The 18,089-nt window shown below is 75.8% G+C and carries 17 protein-coding genes and 1 riboswitch; of the genes, 11 read left to right on the forward strand and 6 right to left on the reverse strand.

The window, feature by feature from the left end:
- Positions 1-157 precede the first annotated feature (157 nt).
- The 5 genes from GCU56_RS21095 (at position 158) to GCU56_RS21115 (ending at position 6,391) form a co-directional block, all read left to right on the forward strand.
- Positions 158-1,882 (forward strand): D-alanyl-D-alanine carboxypeptidase family protein, encoded by a 1,725-nt coding sequence (locus GCU56_RS21095; protein WP_163483989.1) that lies wholly within the window; start codon positions 158-160, stop codon positions 1,880-1,882.
- A gap of 98 nt (positions 1,883-1,980) precedes the next feature.
- Positions 1,981-2,304 carry a hypothetical protein gene (locus GCU56_RS21100; RefSeq protein WP_163483991.1) on the forward strand — a complete coding sequence of 108 codons (324 nt, stop codon included), beginning with the start codon at positions 1,981-1,983 and terminating at the stop codon, positions 2,302-2,304.
- A gap of 181 nt (positions 2,305-2,485) precedes the next feature.
- Positions 2,486-2,683, forward strand: a riboswitch (cyclic di-AMP (ydaO/yuaA leader).
- Positions 2,684-2,699: 16 nt separating this feature from the next.
- A complete protein-coding gene (locus tag GCU56_RS21105) occupies positions 2,700-3,779 on the forward strand; it encodes an NlpC/P60 family protein (RefSeq protein WP_163483993.1) in 1,080 nt (359 codons plus the stop codon).
- 207 nt (positions 3,780-3,986) lie between these two features.
- The gene (locus tag GCU56_RS21110; protein ID WP_163483994.1) at positions 3,987-5,258 is read left to right on the forward strand and encodes a M48 family metalloprotease; all 1,272 of its coding nucleotides are present in this window, start codon (positions 3,987-3,989) and stop codon (positions 5,256-5,258) included.
- Positions 5,255-6,391 carry a glycosyltransferase gene (locus GCU56_RS21115; protein ID WP_163483996.1) on the forward strand — a complete coding sequence of 379 codons (1,137 nt, stop codon included), beginning with the start codon at positions 5,255-5,257 and terminating at the stop codon, positions 6,389-6,391. The genes GCU56_RS21110 and GCU56_RS21115 overlap by 4 nt, the downstream gene beginning before the upstream one ends.
- On the opposite strand, the gene GCU56_RS21120 is transcribed toward GCU56_RS21115, so the two are convergent.
- Entirely contained in the window at positions 6,379-8,172 is a 1,794-nt protein-coding gene (locus GCU56_RS21120) for an AMP-binding protein (RefSeq protein ID WP_163483998.1), read from the reverse strand. The genes GCU56_RS21115 and GCU56_RS21120 overlap by 13 nt on opposite strands.
- Before the next feature lie 153 nt (positions 8,173-8,325).
- Between GCU56_RS21120 and GCU56_RS21125 the strand changes: the two genes are divergently transcribed.
- Genes GCU56_RS21125 through GCU56_RS21140 form a run of 4 tightly spaced genes read left to right on the forward strand, consistent with a single transcriptional unit; the run spans position 8,326 to position 11,245 of the window.
- Complete coding sequence (locus GCU56_RS21125) at positions 8,326-8,760, forward strand: SRPBCC family protein (protein WP_163484000.1); 435 nt, start codon at positions 8,326-8,328, stop codon at positions 8,758-8,760.
- An 8-nt stretch (positions 8,761-8,768) separates the two neighbouring features.
- Complete coding sequence (locus GCU56_RS21130) at positions 8,769-9,923, forward strand: ArsA family ATPase (RefSeq protein ID WP_163484002.1); 1,155 nt, start codon at positions 8,769-8,771, stop codon at positions 9,921-9,923.
- Positions 9,920-10,249, forward strand: coding sequence for a hypothetical protein (locus GCU56_RS21135; RefSeq protein WP_163484004.1), 330 nt, complete (start codon positions 9,920-9,922; stop codon positions 10,247-10,249). Before GCU56_RS21130 ends, GCU56_RS21135 begins: the two co-directional genes overlap by 4 nt.
- Complete coding sequence (locus tag GCU56_RS21140; protein ID WP_163484006.1) at positions 10,250-11,245, forward strand: ROK family glucokinase; 996 nt, start codon at positions 10,250-10,252, stop codon at positions 11,243-11,245.
- 6 nt (positions 11,246-11,251) lie between these two features.
- Here the strand turns inward: GCU56_RS21140 and GCU56_RS21145 are convergent, their stop codons facing one another.
- Genes GCU56_RS21145 through GCU56_RS21155 form a run of 3 tightly spaced genes read right to left on the reverse strand, consistent with a single transcriptional unit; the run spans position 11,252 to position 14,002 of the window.
- A complete protein-coding gene (locus GCU56_RS21145) occupies positions 11,252-12,493 on the reverse strand; it encodes an ornithine cyclodeaminase (RefSeq protein ID WP_163484008.1) in 1,242 nt (413 codons plus the stop codon).
- A 13-nt stretch (positions 12,494-12,506) separates the two neighbouring features.
- The gene (locus tag GCU56_RS21150; protein WP_163484010.1) at positions 12,507-13,190 is read right to left on the reverse strand and encodes a hypothetical protein; all 684 of its coding nucleotides are present in this window, start codon (positions 13,188-13,190) and stop codon (positions 12,507-12,509) included.
- Positions 13,187-14,002 carry an alpha/beta hydrolase gene (locus GCU56_RS21155; RefSeq protein WP_345771987.1) on the reverse strand — a complete coding sequence of 272 codons (816 nt, stop codon included), beginning with the start codon at positions 14,000-14,002 and terminating at the stop codon, positions 13,187-13,189. The genes GCU56_RS21150 and GCU56_RS21155 overlap by 4 nt, the downstream gene beginning before the upstream one ends.
- Positions 14,003-14,127: 125 nt before the next feature.
- Between GCU56_RS21155 and GCU56_RS21160 the strand changes: the two genes are divergently transcribed.
- Entirely contained in the window at positions 14,128-14,892 is a 765-nt protein-coding gene (locus GCU56_RS21160; protein WP_345771988.1) for a lysophospholipid acyltransferase family protein, read from the forward strand.
- A 107-nt stretch (positions 14,893-14,999) separates the two neighbouring features.
- Entirely contained in the window at positions 15,000-16,289 is a 1,290-nt protein-coding gene (locus GCU56_RS21165) for a cation:proton antiporter domain-containing protein (RefSeq protein WP_204332577.1), read from the forward strand.
- Positions 16,290-16,301: 12 nt separating this feature from the next.
- On the opposite strand, the gene GCU56_RS21170 is transcribed toward GCU56_RS21165, so the two are convergent.
- The gene (locus GCU56_RS21170; protein ID WP_163484014.1) at positions 16,302-16,601 is read right to left on the reverse strand and encodes a DUF6221 family protein; all 300 of its coding nucleotides are present in this window, start codon (positions 16,599-16,601) and stop codon (positions 16,302-16,304) included.
- Positions 16,598-18,073, reverse strand: a complete 1,476-nt coding sequence (gene glpK / locus GCU56_RS21175) for a glycerol kinase GlpK (RefSeq protein ID WP_163484016.1) — start codon at positions 18,071-18,073, stop codon at positions 16,598-16,600. The genes GCU56_RS21170 and glpK overlap by 4 nt, the downstream gene beginning before the upstream one ends.
- Positions 18,074-18,089: the final 16 nt, after the last annotated feature.

Raw genomic sequence — 18,089 nt, forward strand, 5'->3', positions numbered from 1 at the left:
CGCGCGCCGGGGGACCGGCGCGGCCGGGTCACCCGTCGGCGGCGGCCGCCTCGCCCGAGCGGGGGAGACGCGCCGGATCGCCTGGTGGACCGGGCCTCGGGAGGGCCACGATGCCCGAGCCGGACCCTCTGCGGTCCCGACTCGCCGAGGTGGTCCGATGCGCACTGGCCCACGGTGGCGCCCCGGACGTCGGGCGCTGTCGTCGCTGTCCGTGGTCGCCGTCGCGGCCGTGCTGGTGCTGCTGCCCACCGGACCCGTGGCGGCCTCCGTCGACGGCGGGACGACCGGCGTGCCCGACAGCCCGGCGCTCGACGACCTGCAGGAGCGGGCCGCGGACGTGCAGGCGGACCTGCTGGTGCGCCAGACCCGGGTGGTCGAGGCACGGGCGGCGCTCACGGCCGCCGAGGCGGCCGCCACGGAGGCGGAGGCGGTCATCGCCGCGGCGGACGTCGAGCTGGCGCGGACCCGTGCCCTCGTCGCCCAGCACGCGTCGGCCCTCTATCGCGACGGCGCGGACCTGAGCGCGCTCACCCTCCTGCTGTCCGGTGGGGACCCCGGCGACGTCGTCCTGGCCGCCGGCTACCTGGAGGTCGCCGAGCGGCACGCAGCCGCGGTGGTGGCCGCGGCGGAGGTGCAGCGCCAGGCGTCGGTGGCCCGACGCGCAGCTGCGGCGGAGGCGCTGGCGACCGAGCGTGACCGGGCGGCGCAACTGGCGGTGCAGATCCAGGAGCTGGAGGCGGCGGCGGCCGCGGCGACCGGCCAGTTGGAGGACGCGCTGGCCGACGTCGAACGGGAGCTGACCCGGCAACGGCAGGCGCAGGACGTCGCCGACGGGCAGGCGGCGGCCGACTGGCGGGCCCGCCTCGACCAGCTGGCCGCGGCAGGGGTCCTCGCGCCTCCGGCCGCGGCGCTGCTCGACCCGGCGGCCGGGCTGCCGGCCGGGCTGGTGCCGGTCGGTGCGGCCGCCGGCGGGGTGCAGCCCGGGGCGGCGCAGCTGCCCACCTCGTTGCTCGTCCTGCCCGCGGAGACCCTCGCCGCCGTCACCGCCGCCGTCGACGCCCTGGGTGCGCCGTACGCGTCCGGTGCCACGGGTCCGGACGCCTGGGGCTGCGGGTCGCTCGTGCAGGCGGTCTACCGGTCGGCCGGCATCGCGCTGCCGGGAGACCAGGCCGGGCTCTTCTCCGCCACCGCCCGGATCGACCTCGCCGACCTCCTGCCCGGCGACCTCGTCTTCCTCGGTACCGACCGGGCCGGGCTCGGTCACGTCGGCATCGCCGTCGGTCCGCGCACCGTGCTGACCGCCGACGCCCGCGCCGGAGCCGTGGTGGCCCGCCCGCTGCCGGCGGACCTGGTCATCGCCGTGGGGCGGCCCAGCCTCGGGCCGCGGTCGGGAGCGCCGGCACCGGGCCCCGAGGCCGCCGGGCTCCGGGAGGAGTGCGGCGACACCCTCCACCGCCCGTCCGTCGACGGTCCGCGCGCGTGGGGCGGCTATCCGAACGGCCTGATCCCGCCCAGCGCGATGTGCCCCCTCGAAGCGCCCGGGCACGCGCTGCGCTGCGACGCGGCGGCTGCCCACCGCGCGCTCAGCACGGCCTACGCCGGGGTCTTCGGGACGCCGCTGTGCACCACCGACTCCTACCGGACCTACGCGGCGCAGGTGCGGCTCTACGGGGAGAAGCCGGCGCTCGCGGCCGTGCCCGGGACCAGCGAGCACGGCTGGGGTCTGGCCGTCGACCTCTGCGGCGGGGTCGAGTCGTTCGGGACGCCGCAGTACGCGTGGATGGCCGCCAACGCCGCCCGCTTCGGCTTCGTCCACCCCTCGTGGGCCGACCCCGGTCACGGTCGCGAGGAGCCGTGGCACTGGGAGTACGCCGGCGCCTGAGCCGGAACTGTCGGTGCCCGTCCCTACCGTCCTGCCCGGACCGACCGGGGCCATGGACGGCCTCCCCGACCAGACGTCGGCCAGCGGAGGAGTGGGCCATGTTCATCGACTGCGACACGTGCACCGCACGGGGTGCCGGCTGCACCGACTGCGTCGTCACGGTGCTGCTGGGGGCACCGCCGGGCTGGCAGGGTGCCGACCCGACCGTCGTGCCACTGACGGGCCGGGAGGGTGCGGTCCCGCTGGCGGCCGAGGACGTCGTCGTCGTCCCGCGTCCCGGGGTGGTCGTGGAGTTCGACGAGGTCGAGCGGCGGGCGGTCCGGGTCCTCGCCGACGCCGGACTCGTGCCCCCGCTGCGGCACCAGGCCTCGCCGCGAGAACACCGGCGCGAGGCGGCGCCCTCCCGCCGGCGCACCGGGTGACCCACCCGCGTCGCGCACCGTCCGTCCACCCTGACGGTGACCGTGCGTCGCGACCGGCGTGGCGGGGGTGCGCCGTGTGGGAGATCCCACAGTTCCCGACAGCCCCGTTTGTCACATCTCCATCACGCCCGTACGGTGTGCCGGTCCGGCCGGGTGGTCGTCGCCCGCACAGGGTGGCCTCGGCTGGGCACCGCCGAATCGCCCGACACGTCTTGCGGCGTCGAGGGTGAACCGGGGACCCACCGCAGCACTGGGGTGAGTTCTCGCGTGCGCCGGTCCGCCGGAGCACACGTGCCGGCTCGCCGGCACGCAGAGATAGGGCGCCTTCTTCCCAGCCCGAACCCGTCAGCTAACTCGGTAGGCGGTCGCAGAGGAAGAACGGAGAGCCGCCGACCGTGGCGACGCCTCGCCCTGCCCTGGGGCATGCACTCGATCAGCTCCACCCCGGCCTCCCGGCCACCGCACACCGCCCGCTCCGGCGCCGCCTCGGCCGCGGCGTCGTCCTCTGCGCCGGCGCCTCGCTCGCTGTCGCGCTCCTCCCCGGCACCGCCGCTGCCGACCCGGAGGAGGCCACCAGCGCCGCCCAGGCCGCTCAGCTGGTCGCCCGGGCCAGCCACGACCTCGAGGTCGTCAGCGAGCAGGTCAACGAGGCCCGTGAGGCGCTCGCGCAGCAGCAGGCCGCCGTGGCCGACGCCGAGCAGGCGGCCGCCGACGCCGAGCACCAGCTCGCCGCGCTGGACGGCCAGATCCGCCAGGTCGCTCGCGCCGCCTTCACCGCCGAGGGCACGTCCGAGCTCGACCTGCTGATGACCAGCGACTCCGCCGAGGACTTCGTCTCCCAGCTGGCCACCCTCGACCTGATCGCCGGGCACACCACCGACGTGCTGGTGGACGTCGCCGAGACGGCCGCGGCCGCCGAGCAGGCGCGGACCGACGCCGGAGCCGCCCAGGAGCAGGCGGAGCAGGCGCTGGCCGACGTCGCCGCTCGGCAGGCGCAGCTGGAGGGGGACATCGCGGACTACCAGGCGCAGTACGAGGCGCTGTCCGCGCCGCAGCAGCAGGCGGTCCTCACCGCGCACGCCGGGGAGTCGGTGCCCGCTGCCGCGCCGGCGCCGGCCAGCAGCGGTACCGCCCAGGCCGCCGTCGACACGGCGCTCGCCCAGGTCGGGGACCCCTACGTCTGGGGCGCCGGCGGGCCGAACTCCTTCGACTGCTCCGGGCTCACCCAGTACGCGTACGCCGCGGCCGGGATCAGCCTGCCGCACTCCAGCCGGATACAGTCGCAGATGGGGACGGCGGTCACGCGGGCGCAGCTGCAGCCCGGGGACCTGATCTTCTACTACAGCCCGGTCAGCCACGTGTCGATGTACATCGGCAACGGCCAGATGGTGCACGCCTCCACATCGGGCCAGCCGGTCAAGGTCGCCAGCGTGGACTCGATGGGCGGCATCACCGCCATGCGCCGCATCGCCTGACGACAGCCACGGGAGCATCGCAGCGAGGAACGAGCGAGGAGCGGACCGGGGCGCGGAGTCAGGCCAGAGTCATCGCCTGAGAGAGGACCTCCCTGCCCCCCTCCGCTCGCACCCTCGCGGCGGGACCCGGCAGGGCGGCCGCCCCCCATCGGCAGGCCCGGGACGCGGCCGACGGTCCGCTCGAGGTGCGCACCTAGGATCGGTCGGGTGAGTGCCCGCCGGGCCGCGCTGGTGGCCGCGGTCGTCCTGGGTGCGGCGCTCGTCGTGGTCATCGCCGTCCGCACGCCGTGGACGCTGCTGCCCGAACCCCCGGGCGGCTCCACCCCGGTCCGCCCGGGGGCCGGGCTGCCGCCGGGGGTGGCGGACCGGGCGGAGTCCTTCGCCGCGGCGATCCGGCCGGCCTCGTTCGCCTCCCTGCTGCTGGGCCTCGCCGTCTCGGCCGGCCTGGCGTTCACCCCGCTCGGCGGCCGGCTGGTCCGCGCGGCCGGTCGCCCGGTGCGTGGCCGGTGGGCCGGGCAGGTGCTGCTGGGCACGGTCGTGCTCCTGCTGCTGGGCCGGCTGGTCACCCTGCCGCTGTCCGCGTACGGCGAGGTGGTCCGCCATCGGTACGGCCTGTCCACCCGCAGCTGGGGGCTGTGGCTCCGGGACGTCGCGCTCTCCGCCGCCATCGACGCGGCGCTCACCGCCGTCGTCCTCCTCGTGCTGGTGTGGCTGGCCCGCCGCGCGCCGCGCACCTGGTGGGCGTGGGCGGCGCTCGCCGCGGCGGGGCTCGTCGTCGTCGGTTCGTTCCTGTACCCCGTCGTCATCGAGCCGGCGTTCAACCGGTTCGACCCGCTGCCGGCCGGAGAGCTGCGCACCGACCTGCTCGCCCTCGCCGAGGAGAACGGCACGCCGGTGGAGGACGTCCTCGTCTCCGACGCCTCGCGCCGGACGACGGCCCTGAACGCCTACGTGTCGGGGTTCGGGTCGACGCGGCGGATCGTCCTGTACGACACGGTGCTCGACCAGCTGCCCGACGCCGAGATCGAGTCGATCGTCGCCCACGAGCTGGGCCACGTGGCCGCCGACGACGTGCTCACCGGCACGCTCATGGGTGCACTGGGAGCCGGAGCGGCGGTCGCGGCGCTGGGCTGGCTGCTCTCCTGGACGCCGCTGCTGCGCCGTGCGGGGGCCGACTCGGCGGGCGATCCGAGCGTGGTGCCGCTCGTGCTGCTGCTGGTCGCCCTCGGCACGCTGGTGTCGACGCCGGTGCAGAACCTGGTCTCCCGGCACGTCGAGGCCCGGGCCGACCTGCGCGCGCTGGACCTGACCGGGGACGCTCCGGCGTTCATCTCGATGCAGCACCGGCTGGCCGTCGCCAACCTCTCCGACCCCGACCCGCCCGCGGCCTGGCAGTGGTTCTTCGGTTCGCACCCCACCGGCCCGCAGCGGGTGGCGTTCGCCCGTGACTGGCTGGCGGTGACGGGGGAGCGTCGGTGACCCGCACGCTGGTGGTCACCAACGACTTCCCCCCACGCCAGGGCGGCATCCAGACCTTCGTCGCCGCGCTGCTGGCCCGTCGGCCGCCGGCCTCCCTCGTCGTGCTCGCGTCCCGGTCGCCGGGGTGGGAGGAGCACGACGCGGGGCTGCCGTACCCGGTGGTCCGCCGGCCGACCGGCATGCTGCTGCCCACCCGGTCCACCACCCGGGCCGCGGTGGACCTCGCCGGCCGGTACGGCTGCGACACCGCCTTCTTCGGCGCGGCGGCCCCGCTCGGCCTGATCGCGCCGGCGCTGCGTGCGGCCGGCGTCGGCCACCTGGTCGGGGCGACCCACGGCCACGAGACCGGGTGGGTCGCCCTCCCGGGCGCGCGGCAGGTGATGCGCCGGATCGCCGGGGGTCTGGACGTGCTCACCTACATCAGCGAGTACACCGGCGACCGGCTGGCCCCCGCGCTCGGTGGGGTGACCCGCACGGCGCAGCTGTCCCCGGGGGTGGACGTCGACGTCTTCACCCCGGAGGCCGACGGGGCCGCCGTGCGTGAGCGGTACGGGCTGGGCGACGCCCCGGTCGTCGTCTGCGTGTCCCGGCTGGTCGCGCGGAAGGGACAGGACGTCCTGGTCGCCGGGTGGCCGCACGTGCTGGCCCGGCATCCCGACGCCCGGCTGCTGCTGGTCGGCGGCGGGCCGCTGGAGGCTGCGCTGCGCCGCGCTGTCGCCGACCGAGGACTGCAGCACTCCGTCGTCCTCACCGGCGCGGTGTCACCCGGCCAGCTGCCGGAGCACTACGCCGCCGGGGACGTGTTCGCCATGCCCTGCCGCACCCGCCGCGGCGGGCTCGACGTCGAGGGCCTGGGCATGGTCTACCTGGAGGCCGCCGCCTGCGGCCTCCCCGTGGTCGCCGGGACCTCCGGCGGGGCGCCGGAGACCGTGCGGGAGGGGGTCACCGGGCACGTCGTGACCGACCCGCGGTCGGCCGAGGGCGTGGCCGCGACCGTCAGCGGGCTGCTCGACGACCCCGAGCGCGCCCGGGCGATGGGCGCCGCGGGCCGGCGCTGGGTCGAGCAGCGCTGGTCGTGGACGACGATCGCCGCGACCTTCGCAGACCTGCTCGACCCGCCTCAACGGTCGTAGAGGGCCTCGACCTCGGCGTCGAACTCCTTCATGACCACGGACCGCTTGAGCTTGAGGCTGGGCGTCAGCATCCCGTTGGCCTCGGTGAAGTCCCTGGACAGCACCCGGAACTTCTTGATGGCCTCGGCCTGCGACACCGCCTTGTTGGCCTCGGTGACGGCGGCCTGGATCTCGGCCTGGACGTCGGGGTCGTCGGCCAGCTGGGCGACCGGGGTGCCCGCCGGCTTGCCCTTCGACTCCAGCCACCTCGGCAGCGCCTCCTCGTCGAGGGTGACCAGCGCCGCGATGAACGGCCGCTGGTCGCCGACGACGATGCACTGGCTGACCAGCCGGGAGGCGCGCAGCCGGTCCTCCAGGACGGCGGGGGCGACGTTCTTGCCCCCTGCGGTCACCAGGATCTCCTTCTTGCGGCCGGTGATCCGGATGAAGCCGTCGCTGTCGATGTCCCCGAGGTCGCCGCTGTGGAACCAGCCGTCGGCGTCGATGGCCTCGGCGGTGGCCTGCTCGTTCCTCCAGTAGCCGCGCATGACGATGCCGCCGCGCAGCAGGATCTCGCCGTCGTCGGCGATCGCCGCGCCCACGCCGGGCAGCGGGCGGCCCACCGTGCCGATCCGGAGGGCGCCGTCGTGGTTCACCGCGGCGGCCGCGGTGGTCTCGGTCAGGCCGTAGCCCTCGTAGACGGTGACCCCGACGCCGCGGAAGAAGTGCCCGAGCCGCTCGCCGAGCGGGGCGCCGCCGGAGATGGCGCCCAGGCACCGGCCGCCGAGCGCGGCGCGCAGCTTGCCGTAGACGAGCCGGTCGAACAGCGCGTGCTGGGCGCGCAGCAGGACGCCGGGCCCACCGGTGTCCTGGGCGCGAGACCAGTCGATGGCCACCTGGGCCGCGCGGTCGAAGATCGCGCCCTTGCCGTCGCCGTCGGCCTTGGCCTTGGCCTGGTTGAAGACCTTCTCGAACACCCGCGGCACGGCCAGCACGAACGTCGGGCGGAAGCCGCCGAGGTCGGCCACCAGGTCGGAGACGTCCGGGGTGTGCCCGATGACCGTTCGGGTCTTCACCGCGCCGACCTCGATGACCCGCGCGAGGACGTGCGCCAGCGGGATGAACAGCAGGATCGAGCCCTCGGGGTTGAGGAACCGGGTGAGCAGCCCCATCCCGTTGCCGATCTCGAACAGGAAGTTCCGGTGCGTGAGCTCGCAGCCCTTGGGCCGGCCGGTGGTGCCGCTGGTGTAGATCAGGGTGGCGACGCTCTCGGCGGAGAGGGTCGCGCGGCGGGCGGTCAGCTCGGCGTCGGGCACGTCGGCCCCGGCGGTGGTCAGGGTGCCGAGCGCGTCCTCGTCGATGACCCACACCGGGCCGAGGTCCGGTGCCTGGTCCCGCACCGAGTCGACCGCCTCGGCGTGCTCGGCCCGCTCGACGACCGCGGCCCGCGCCCCGGAGTCGGCCAGGATCCAGGCGACCTGGTCGGGGCTGGACGTCTCGTACACCGGGACGACGACGGCGCCGGCGGTCCAGATGGCGAAGTCGAGGACCGTCCACTCGTACCGGGTCCTGGCCTGCAGGGCGACCCGGTCACCGGCCTGCACACCGGCGGCGACCAGGCCCTTGGCGACGCCGGCGACCTGGTCCCCGAACTCGCGCCAGGTCACGTCCTCCCAGCGACCGTCGCGTTGGACCCGCAGGCCGACCTCGTCGCCGTGCTCGGCCACGTTGCTGGCGAGCATGTCGGGCAGGGCCTCGTCCGGGCCCACCTCGGTCGTCGCCGGGACGCTGAACTCGCGCACGCCTCGTCCTCTCCTCCGCTCCCGGCCACGGCACCGTCGCCTGCGGCCCCGGTCGCGGGCGTCGTCCAAATCTAGCGGCTGGCGGCTACCCATGAGTAGGAGCGGCCGGTGGTGCCGGGGCCCGCCCGCCGCGGGAGCGATTAGCCTGCCTCCATGGCCGACCAGTCCACCCAGTCGATCACCGTCGCGGCGCCGCCGTCGGCCGTCATGGCGGTCATCGCCGACTTCCCGGCCTATCCGCAGTGGGTGGCGGCCGCCAAGGAGGTGGAGGTCGTCGAGCCCGGCCCCGACGGCCGCGCGCGCCGGGTGCACTTCGTCATCGACGCCTCCGTCCTCAGCGACGACTACGTCCTCGAGTACACGTGGGACGACGACCGCCGGGTCTCCTGGACCCTGGTGAAGAGCAAGCTGATGAAGCGCCAGGAGGGCTCCTACACCCTCACCGAGACCGCACCGGGCAGCACCGAGGTCCGTTACGCCATCACCGTCGACGTGAACATCCCGATGATCGGCATGCTCAAGCGGCGCGCGGAGAAGGTCATCCTCGACACCGCGCTCAAGGAGCTCAAGAAGCGCGTCGAGGGCTGACCGTCCCGATGCGCACGCTCCTCCTCACCGGTCCCGGTGGGGCCGGCACCTCCACGCTCGCCGCGGCCGTCGCCGTGCGGTCGGCGCGGGCCGGTGCCCGCACCCTGCTGCTGACCCGCCCGGGTCGCCCGGTCGCCGGGCTGGACGCCGTCCCCCGGCTGGCCGTCGCGCCGGTGGAGCCGCTGGGCGCCCTGGAGTCGCTGTGGACGGCCTCCGCCGCGGAGCTCGGCACCGCCGTTCCCGGGCTCCCGCTGCCGCCGGCGGCCGCGGTCGTGCCGCTGCCGGGCATGGGCGAGCTGGCGCTGCTCTCCCGGCTGGCCCGCGCCGCGGGCGACGCCGAGGCCGACACCGTGGTCGTGGACGCCGGTCCGCTGGACGCCGGCACGGCGCTGGTCGGGCTGCCCGGCGCGCTGCGGTGGTGGCTGGACCAGGCCCTGCCGACCCGGCTGCGGATGCTGGGCGCCGTCCGGACCGCCGCCGTCCGCGCGGGCACGCTGCGTCGCGGGCCGGCGGACGCCGGGTTGGCCGCGGTCGCCGCCCTCGAGGACCTGCTCGGCGGGCTGGACCCCACCGACCCGGCGACCACTGAGGTGCGGCTGGTCGCCCAGCCCCGGCCGGACGCCGTCCCGGCGCTGCGCGCCGCGGTGACCGCGCTGGCCCTGCACGGCCAGCGCCCGACGGGGGTGTTCGTGCGGGTCCTGCCCGGCGGCGCCGGTCCGTGGTGGGCCCGGCGGGTCGCCGAGCAGGACGCCGTCCTGACCGCGCTGGCCGGCCTGGCCCCGGTGCGGCGGGTGGAGGAGGCCGCCGAGGCGCCCGGTGACGTCGCGGCGCTGGGCACGCTGCTGCCCGACGACGCCGCCGGGTCACCGCCGCCGCTGCACCCGGTCGCCGACCGCGCCGGAGGCGACCGGCGGCTGGTGCTGCCCCTGCCCTTCGCCGAGCGGGGTGGGCTCGAGCTCACCCGCTGGGCCGACGACCTGGTGGTCACCGTCGCCGGGACGCGCCGCTCGATCCGGCTCGACGCCCTGCTGCGCCGCTGCGTGGTCACGGCCGGGACGCTGATCGACGCCGGCACGGCGCAGGCCCGGCTGGAAGTGACCTTCACACCCGATCCGCAACAGTGGCCGGCCGATCTGCTGGCCGCCGAGGGGAGCGCCCGATGAGCGATGCACCGGACTGGGTGGAGGAGGCCCGCCGGCTGGTGGCCGGGCTCGGCGCCACCCTCGGCGAGAGCCTGCAGCAGGCCCGCCGGTCCGCCGCGGCCGACGGCGACCACCCGGCCGACTGCCGCTGGTGCCCGCTGTGCCAGGCCGCGGCCGTGGTGCGCGGCGAACGCCCCGAGGTCACCACGGCCCTGGCCGACCTGCTGACCGCGGCCGCCGAGGCGCTGCGCACCCTCGCCGAACCCGTGCCGACGCAGCCGGCGCCCGACGCCGAGCCGGAGCCCGCTCCCGGGCCGCCGCCGGTCCAGCGCATCGAGATCGCCTGAGTGGACGCCGAGCAGCCGCCGGCCGTGGACCTGCCCGCCCTGGGCATCGACATCGGCGGCACCAAGGTGGCCGGCGGCGTCGTCGCCCCCGACGGGACGGTCCTGGCGACGGCCCGCCGGGCCACGCCCGGGGCGTCGGTCAGCGAGACCGAGGACGCCATCGTCGCCGTCGTCGAGGAACTGGCGCTCCGGCACGGCGGGCCACTGGTCGGCGTGGGGGTCGGCGCGGCGGGCTGGTTCGACCGGACCGGCGACACGGTGCTCTTCAGCCCGCACCTGGCCTGGCGCAACTCCACGCTGCGCCAGGACCTCACCGGGCGGCTGCAGCGGCCGATGTGGGTGGGCAACGACGCCGACGCCGCCGCCTGGGCCGAGTACCGCTACGGCGCCGCCGCGGGCGCCGACCTCGCGCTGATGATCACGCTCGGCACCGGGATCGGCGGCGGCATCGTCATGGACGGCCGCCTGCAGCGCGGCTCGCACGGGGTGGCGGGGGAGTGGGGGCACATGCGCGTGGTCCCCGACGGCCGGCTGTGCGCCTGCGGCAACCGCGGCTGCTGGGAGCAGTACGCCAGCGGCACCGCGCTCGGCCAGACCGCGCGGGAGGTGGCCCGCAACTCCCCGGCCGCCGCGGCGCTGCTGCTCGAGCGGGTCGGTGGCCACGCCGACCGGCTCACCGGTGAGGACGTCGCCAAGGCCGCGGCCGACGGCGACCCGCTGGCCCTGGAGCTCCTGGCCGAGGTGGGGTCCTGGCTGGGTCAGGGCATCGCCGACCTCGCCGCCGTCCTCGACCCGGAGGTCGTGGTCATCGGCGGTGGGGTGAGCGTGCTCGGGGAGATGCTGCTGGGCCCCGCGCGCGGCCGGCTGGAGCGGGCACTGCCCGGCCGCGGGTTCCGGCCGGGCCCGCGGATCGTCGCCGCGCGGCTGGGCGCCCAGGCCGGCCTGGTCGGCGCGGCCGACCTGGTGCGCACCGCCGTCGCGGAGGGCACGGCGTAGCCGGGCTCATTCGGGAGCCAGCTCCCGGGCGAGCTGCTCGAGGAACAGGCCGATGTCGGTGACGATCCCCAGCGCCTGCGCGCTGCCCCGGTCGGCGAGCTTGGTGACCGTCGCCGGGTTGATGTCCACGCAGACCAGGGGCACCGACGCGGGCAGGATGTTCCCGGTCGCGATGGCGTGCAGCATGGTGGCGACCATGATCGCGAAGCCCACGTCGGGCAGCTGGGCCCGCATCGCCCGCTGACCCTCGATCACGTCGGTGTACACGTCGGGCAGGGGGCCGTCGTCGCGCACCGACCCGACCAGGACGAACGGCTTCCCCGCCCGCACCATGGCGTGCATGACGCCGCCGGTGAGCACGCCGGAGTCCACCGCCGCCGCGATCGATCCGGCCGCCCGGACGGTGTTGATCGCCCTGATGTGGTGCTCGTGCCCGTGCGGCACCCCCGAGCCCTTGGCCAGGTCGACCCCGAGCGACGTGCCGTACAGCGCCGACTCGATGTCGTGGGTGGCCAGCGCGTTGCCGGCGAACAGGACGTCGACGTAGCCGGCGTCCACCAGGCGGACCATCGCCGGGGCGGCGCCGGTGTGCACCACCGCGGGGCCGCCCACCCACAGCACCTTCTGCCCGGCCGCCTTGACCTCCCGCATCCGCTCGGCGATCTGGCGGACCTGCACCACCTGCGGCTTCTCGCTGGAGGCGACCGACGACATGAACCCGAAGGCCTCCTCCTCGCCGCGGGGGACGGCCGGCGGCGTCTCCACCCGCACCCCATGCGCACCGCACACCACGGCGTCCCCGGCGGCCACGTCGCTCACCGGGACCGTCCGCACCACGGGGCGCCCGTCGGTCTCGGTGACGACCAGGCCGCAGTCCATCTCCGCGCGGTCCACCGGCAGCCACTCCCGGTCCAGCCGCACGTAGGTGTCCAGGTTGGTCGTCGAGTAGAAGTCCTCGGGGAAGACGCCGTCGGCCGGCGCCGGCCGCAGCGTCGCCGTCCCGGGGTCGACGGCGTTGGCCCCGTGGGTCTGCAGCCGCATGACGATCCGCGCCAGCAGCTCGCCGTCCCCGGCGCTGAGCCGGATCAGCGCCCGGGACTCGTCCTCGTGCTGCCGGCCCAGCGCGAGGTCCTCGATGCGGTAGTCGCCGCCGTACTCGAGGACGTCGTCGAGGACCCGGGCCAGGATGCCGGTGTCCATGAGGTGACCGGTGAGCGTGACGGTGGTCGAGTGGGCCGCGGCCTCCATCCTGCGCAGGCTATTAGACGACGGCGCCGTCGTCCCCGTCCTCCGTCGAGCGTTCCCGCATGCGCGACACCAGCACCCCGACCCCGCCCACGACGGCGGCCACGCCCAGCACCAGCCCGACGTCGGAGGAGAACCCGAGCACCCTCGGGGCGACCACCAGGACGGCGCCGGCGGCGATGAGCAGGACCGCGTACAGCGACGCGGGCGCCGGGGCCGGGACCGGGGGAGCCGGCGGGGGCTCGTAGTGCTCCTCGGGCCGGTCGAGCACCTCGGGCTCGACGGGTGCGGGGGGTACGGCGTCGGAGGGCTCCTCGCCGACCACCGTCCGGCCGTGCTCGGCCTCGAACGCCGCCACGATGCGCTCCCACTCGGCGTCCTCGTCGACGTCCCGGCGCACCGCCCGTGGCGGGGTGGGGGCGCGTTCGGGCACGTGCTCGTCGACGTGCTGCTCGACCAGGGCGCGCGCCTCGGCCGCGCGGGAGCGGTCGACGAACAGCCGGTCGGCCGGCGGGCTGGGCAGCGACACGCTGCGGGTGTAGGGCTCGACGTCGGCCGACGGCTCCAGGTAGGCGGCGATGCCCGCCTCCCGCAGCAGGTCGAGGAGGTGCTCGCCGACGCGGGGGTCCACGTCGCGCAGCGGCGCCCAGAGCGCGGCGTCCAGGCCGTTGTCCCGCCGGCCCCGGCGCGGGCCGCTCATGTCCTCTCGTCGAGGGCCGGGACCCGGGCACGGATCCAGTCGACGGAGCCCCGGCAGATGGCCGGGGCGTCGTTGTCCAGCGTGGCGACGTGGTAGCTGTCCTCGAGCAGCACCTCCGTCGCGTCGGTGCTGGCCACCCCGGCGAGCAGCACCCGCACCGAGGCCGGTTCGACGACGTGGTCGGTGACGCTGCGGAAGACCAGCAGGGGCGCGCGCACCCGGCCGAGGTCGGCGCGGGTCGCCGCCCACAGCCGGCGCAGGGCCAGGACCGCCCGGGTGGGCAGCCTGGGATAGGCCAGCTCGGTGACGCCGGGCTTCTTGACGTCGTTGCCGATCGGCGCCCAGCTGGGGGTCACGCGGGCCAGCAGCGGCAGCAGCTTGGCGTCGAGCCGCTGGGTGAGCAGCGACGGGTTCACCAGCACCAGGCCGGCCACGTCGTCCGGCCGCAGCTCGGCCAGCCGCAGGGCCAGGGTGCCACCCATCGACAGGCCGGCGACCACGACCCGGTCGCACTCCGCGGCCAGCTCGTCGAGGCCGCGGGAGACCGCACCCAGCCAGTCGTCCTCGGTGGTCAGGTTGCAGTCCTGCCAGCGGGTGCCGTGGCCGGGCAGCAGCGGCGCCCGGACGGCGAAGCCCTCAGCGGCCAGGTGCTCACCCCACGGGCGCAGGCTGGACGGCGACCCGGTGAAACCGTGCACCAGCAGGACGCCGGTCCCTGCACCCGCCGGGCCGCCGGGGAACGCGAACGGCTCGGCGCCGGGCAGCAGGCCGGACACGGGTGCCGGGACGGTGGGCACCGAGTCGTCGGGCACGGAGGTCCTCCTCGGCGTCGGCGGGTGCCGACCGACAGGGCTGGGCGGGGAGCTGCCCGGCGGTGCGGACCGTCGATTGTCCATCGGCCACCGGGCTCCCTAGTCTGACAGCCCCAGAGGGAGGCGTGTTGTTCTACTGGTTCCTCAAGTTCGTCGCGATCGGCCCGGTCGTGAAGCTGGTCTTCCGACCCCGGGTGGAGGGCGTGCACCACATCCCGCGGACCGGCGCGGCCATCCTCGCGAGCAACCACCTGTCGGCGGCCGACTGGGTGTTCATGCCCCTGTCCCTGCGCAGGCGGGTGACCTTCCTCGCCAAGGCCGAGTACTTCACCGGCACCGGCCTCAAGGGCTTCCTGCAGCGGGCGTTCTTCTCCGGGGCCGGGCAGGTGCCGATCGACCGGTCCAGCGCCTCGGCGGCCGAGAACGCGATCCTCACCGGGCTGCGGATCCTGCGGGAAGGCAAGGTGCTCGGCATCTACCCCGAGGGCACCCGCTCGCCCGACGGCCGGCTGTTCCGCGGCAAGACCGGGGTGGCCCGGATGGCACTGGAGACCGGTGCCCCCGTCGTGCCGGTGGCGATGGTCTACCGGCCGCGCCGGCTGCCGCTGATCGGCCGGCGGCTGCCGCGGGTGAGCGTGCGGTTCGGGGAGCCGCTGGACTTCAGCCGTTACGAGGGTCTGGCCGGCGACCGGTTCGTCGAACGGTCGATCACCGACGAGATCATGTACGAGATCATGACCCTGTCGGCGCAGGAGTACGTCGACGTCTACGGGGCCACGGTGAAGAAGTCGATGGACGCCACCGGGGCGACGGCGTCGGAGGTGGTCTCGAAGCTGCAGCCCCCGGCCGACGAGGCCGGCGACCGCGCACCGGAGTCCCTGGCCGGTTGAACCCGGCCCGGCCGGTCGGAGATGCCCTCCACCGAGCCGGACCGCCGCCGATCGCCCACACTCCAGTGGTGCGCCACCTTCCCCGCCGCCGCGGCACCTGCTGACCGGTGGAGCCCACCGGACTGCTCTACGCCGCCGCGGGCGTCGCCGCCCTGCTGGCCGCGCTCCTGCCCCGGCTGCTCAGCCGCGCCCCGCTGTCCATGCCGATGGTCTTCGTCGGGCTGGGCACGCTGGCGTTCGCGCTCGTCGAGGAGCTGCCGACACCCGACCCGGTGCAGCACGAGACCGTCGCCCTCCACCTCACCGAGATCGTCGTCATCGTCTCGCTGATGGGCGCCGGCCTGGCGCTGGACCGGCCGATCGGCTGGCGGCGGTGGTCCTCCACGTGGCGACTCCTGGCCGTGACCATGCCGCTGTCCATCCTGGCCATGAGCCTGCTCGGCGGCTGGCTGCTCGGTCTGGGCGCGGCCGCGGCGCTGCTCCTGGCGGCGGCGCTCGCCCCGACCGACCCGGTGCTGGCCACCGAGGTCCAGGTCGCCGAGCCCAGCGACGACGAGAGCAGCGAGGACGAGACGCGCTTCGCGCTGACGTCCGAAGCCGGGCTCAACGACGGGCTGGCCTTCCCGTTCACCTACGCCGCGATCACCATGGCCGCCGTCGGCGCCGCCCCCGGCGGGTGGGTCGGGAAGTGGCTGGCCGTCGACGTGCTCTGGCGGATCGCGGCGGGCGTGGCGATGGGCATCGCCGTCGGCTGGCTGCTGCGCGTGCTCTTCTTCTCACGGCCGGCCGAGCGCATCCGGCTCGCCGAGCGGGCGGAGGGCTTCGTCGCCCTGACCGGCATCCTGATGGCCTACGGCGCCGCGGAGCTCGTCGAGGGGTACGGCTTCATCGCGGTCTTCGTCTGTGCCGCCACGGTGCGGGCGGCCGAGCGGGCGCACGGCCGCCACCGCGTGCTGCACGCGCACGTGGAGCAGCTCGAGCGGGGCCTGACCGTGGTGGTGCTCCTGCTGGTCGGCGGCGCGATCAGCCGCGGCATCCTCGCCGACGTCGGCTGGGCCGAGGTCGTGTTCGTGCTGTTGTTCCTGCTGGTGGTGCGACCGGTCACCGGCGCGATCGGCCTGCTCGGCGGGGACACCGGCCGCCGGGAGCGGGCGGTGATCGCGTTCTTCGGGATCCGCGGGATCGGCTCGCTCTACTACGTGGCCTACGGGCTGAGCGAGTCCGGCATCCCCGGTGCCGACCGGCTCTGGGCGGTCACCGTGCTGGCCGTCGTGGGGTCGGTGGTGCTGCACGGGACGACGGCCGCGCCGGTCATGACCTGGCTGGACCGCCGGCGCGCGGCGACCGCGCGCGCCGTGCACGGCACCGAGGACAAGGCGCCGGTCACCGCGATCTGAGCCGGAGCTGCCTCAGGGGCGCCACTCGTCGCGGTAGTGCGGGTGGTCGGCGTAGGTCTGGGCGATCAGCCGCAGCGCGTGGTCCATCGTGGCCCCGCGCGCGCCGCGCTCCTCGAGCTCGCGGAAGTACTGCACCAGCTGCCTCTTGGCGTCGGCGTCGCGCAGCACGTGGTCGACCAGGGCCCGGTTCGTCGGGGCCGGGCTGAGCTGGACGAAGCGGGCGGCCTCCTCGTCCTCGTCGAAGCGGGCCAGCAGGAACTCCACCAGGTCGCCGTCGCGGAGGGGCAGGTCGGCGTGCCGCGCCCCGGTCACGACGTCCACCCCCCGGCCCGCGCGACGGCGGTCCGCCAGCGGTCGTGCCGGCCGTCGTCCCGGCGACCGGGCTCGGGTTCGAACCGGCGGTCGAGCGTCCAGGTGTCGGCGAGCTCGTCCGTGCTGCCCCACACGCCGGTGCCGAGCCCGGCGAGGAAGGCCGCGCCCAGCGCCGTCGTCTCGGTGACCTCGGGACGGCGGACCGGGACACCGAGCTGGTCGGCCTGCATCTGCAGCAGCAGGTCGTTCGCGCTCGCGCCGCCGTCGGCCGAGAGCTCCGGCACCTCGAGGCCCGCCTCGTCGACCATCACGTCGACGACGTCGCGCACCTCGAACGAGATCGCCTCCAGGGTGGCCCGGGCCAGGTGCGCGCGGGTGGTGCCGCGGGTGATGCCGAGGATCGCGCCGCGGGCGTGCGGGTCCCAGTGCGGCGCGCCCATGCCGGTCAGCGCCGGCACGAAGACGACGTCCCCGGAGTCGGGCACCGTCCGCGCCAGCCCCTCGATCTCGGCCGCGGAGTCGATCAGCCCCAGGCCGTCGCGCAGCCACTGCACGGCCGCGCCGGTCACGAAGACGGCGCCCTCCAGGGCGTACACCAGCCCGTCGCCGAGGTCCCACGCCACGGTGGTCAGCAGGCCGGCGTCGGAGCGCACCGGCGTCGTCCCGGTGTTGGTGAGCACGAACGAGCCGGTGCCGTAGGTGCACTTGCTCGTCCCGGGGGAGAAGCAGGCCTGCCCGAAGAGGGCCGCCTGCTGGTCGCCGGCGATGCCGGCGACGGGGAGCGACAGGCCGAGGAACGCGTCCGGGTCGGTGGTGCCGACGACGCCGGAGCTCGGCACGAGGTCGGGCAGGGCCGACCGCGGGACGCCGAACAGCTCGCACAGCTCGTCGGACCAGCCGCCCTCCTCCAGGTCGTACAGCAGCGTCCGGCTGGCGTTGCTCGGGTCGGTGACGTGTGCGGCCCCGCCGGTCAGCCGGGCGACCACGTAGGAGTCGACCGTGCCGAGGGCGAGGGCGCCGTCGCGGACGCCGGCCCACGTCCGGGGCTCCTCGGTGGCCAGCCAGCAGTACTTCGTCGCGGTGAAGTACGGGTCCAGCCGCAGCCCGGTCAGCTCGGTGACCCGGGGCTCCGCGCCGTCGGACCGCAGCCGGTCGCAGATGCCGGTGGTCCGGCGGTCCTGCCACACGATCGCCGGCCGCGGCGCGCGCAGCGACCGCCGGTCCCACACGACCGCGGTCTCCCGCTGGTCGGTGATCCCGACGCAGGTGGGCTCCGCGTCGGTGCCGGCCAGCGCCTCCCGGCAGGCGGCCACCGTCGCGGTCCAGATGTCGTCGGGTTCGTGCTCGACCCACCCGGGGCGGGGGAACAGCTGGGCGAACTCGCGGTAGCCGCGGGCGAGGACGCCGCCGTCCTCACCCACGACCAGCGCCGTCACCCCGGTCGTCCCCGCGTCGATCGCCAGCACCGGCATGAGGGCAACCTAACCC

Source organism: Geodermatophilus sabuli, assembly GCF_010686765.1.
In the GTDB taxonomy this organism is placed as follows: domain Bacteria; phylum Actinomycetota; class Actinomycetes; order Mycobacteriales; family Geodermatophilaceae; genus Geodermatophilus; species Geodermatophilus sabuli_A.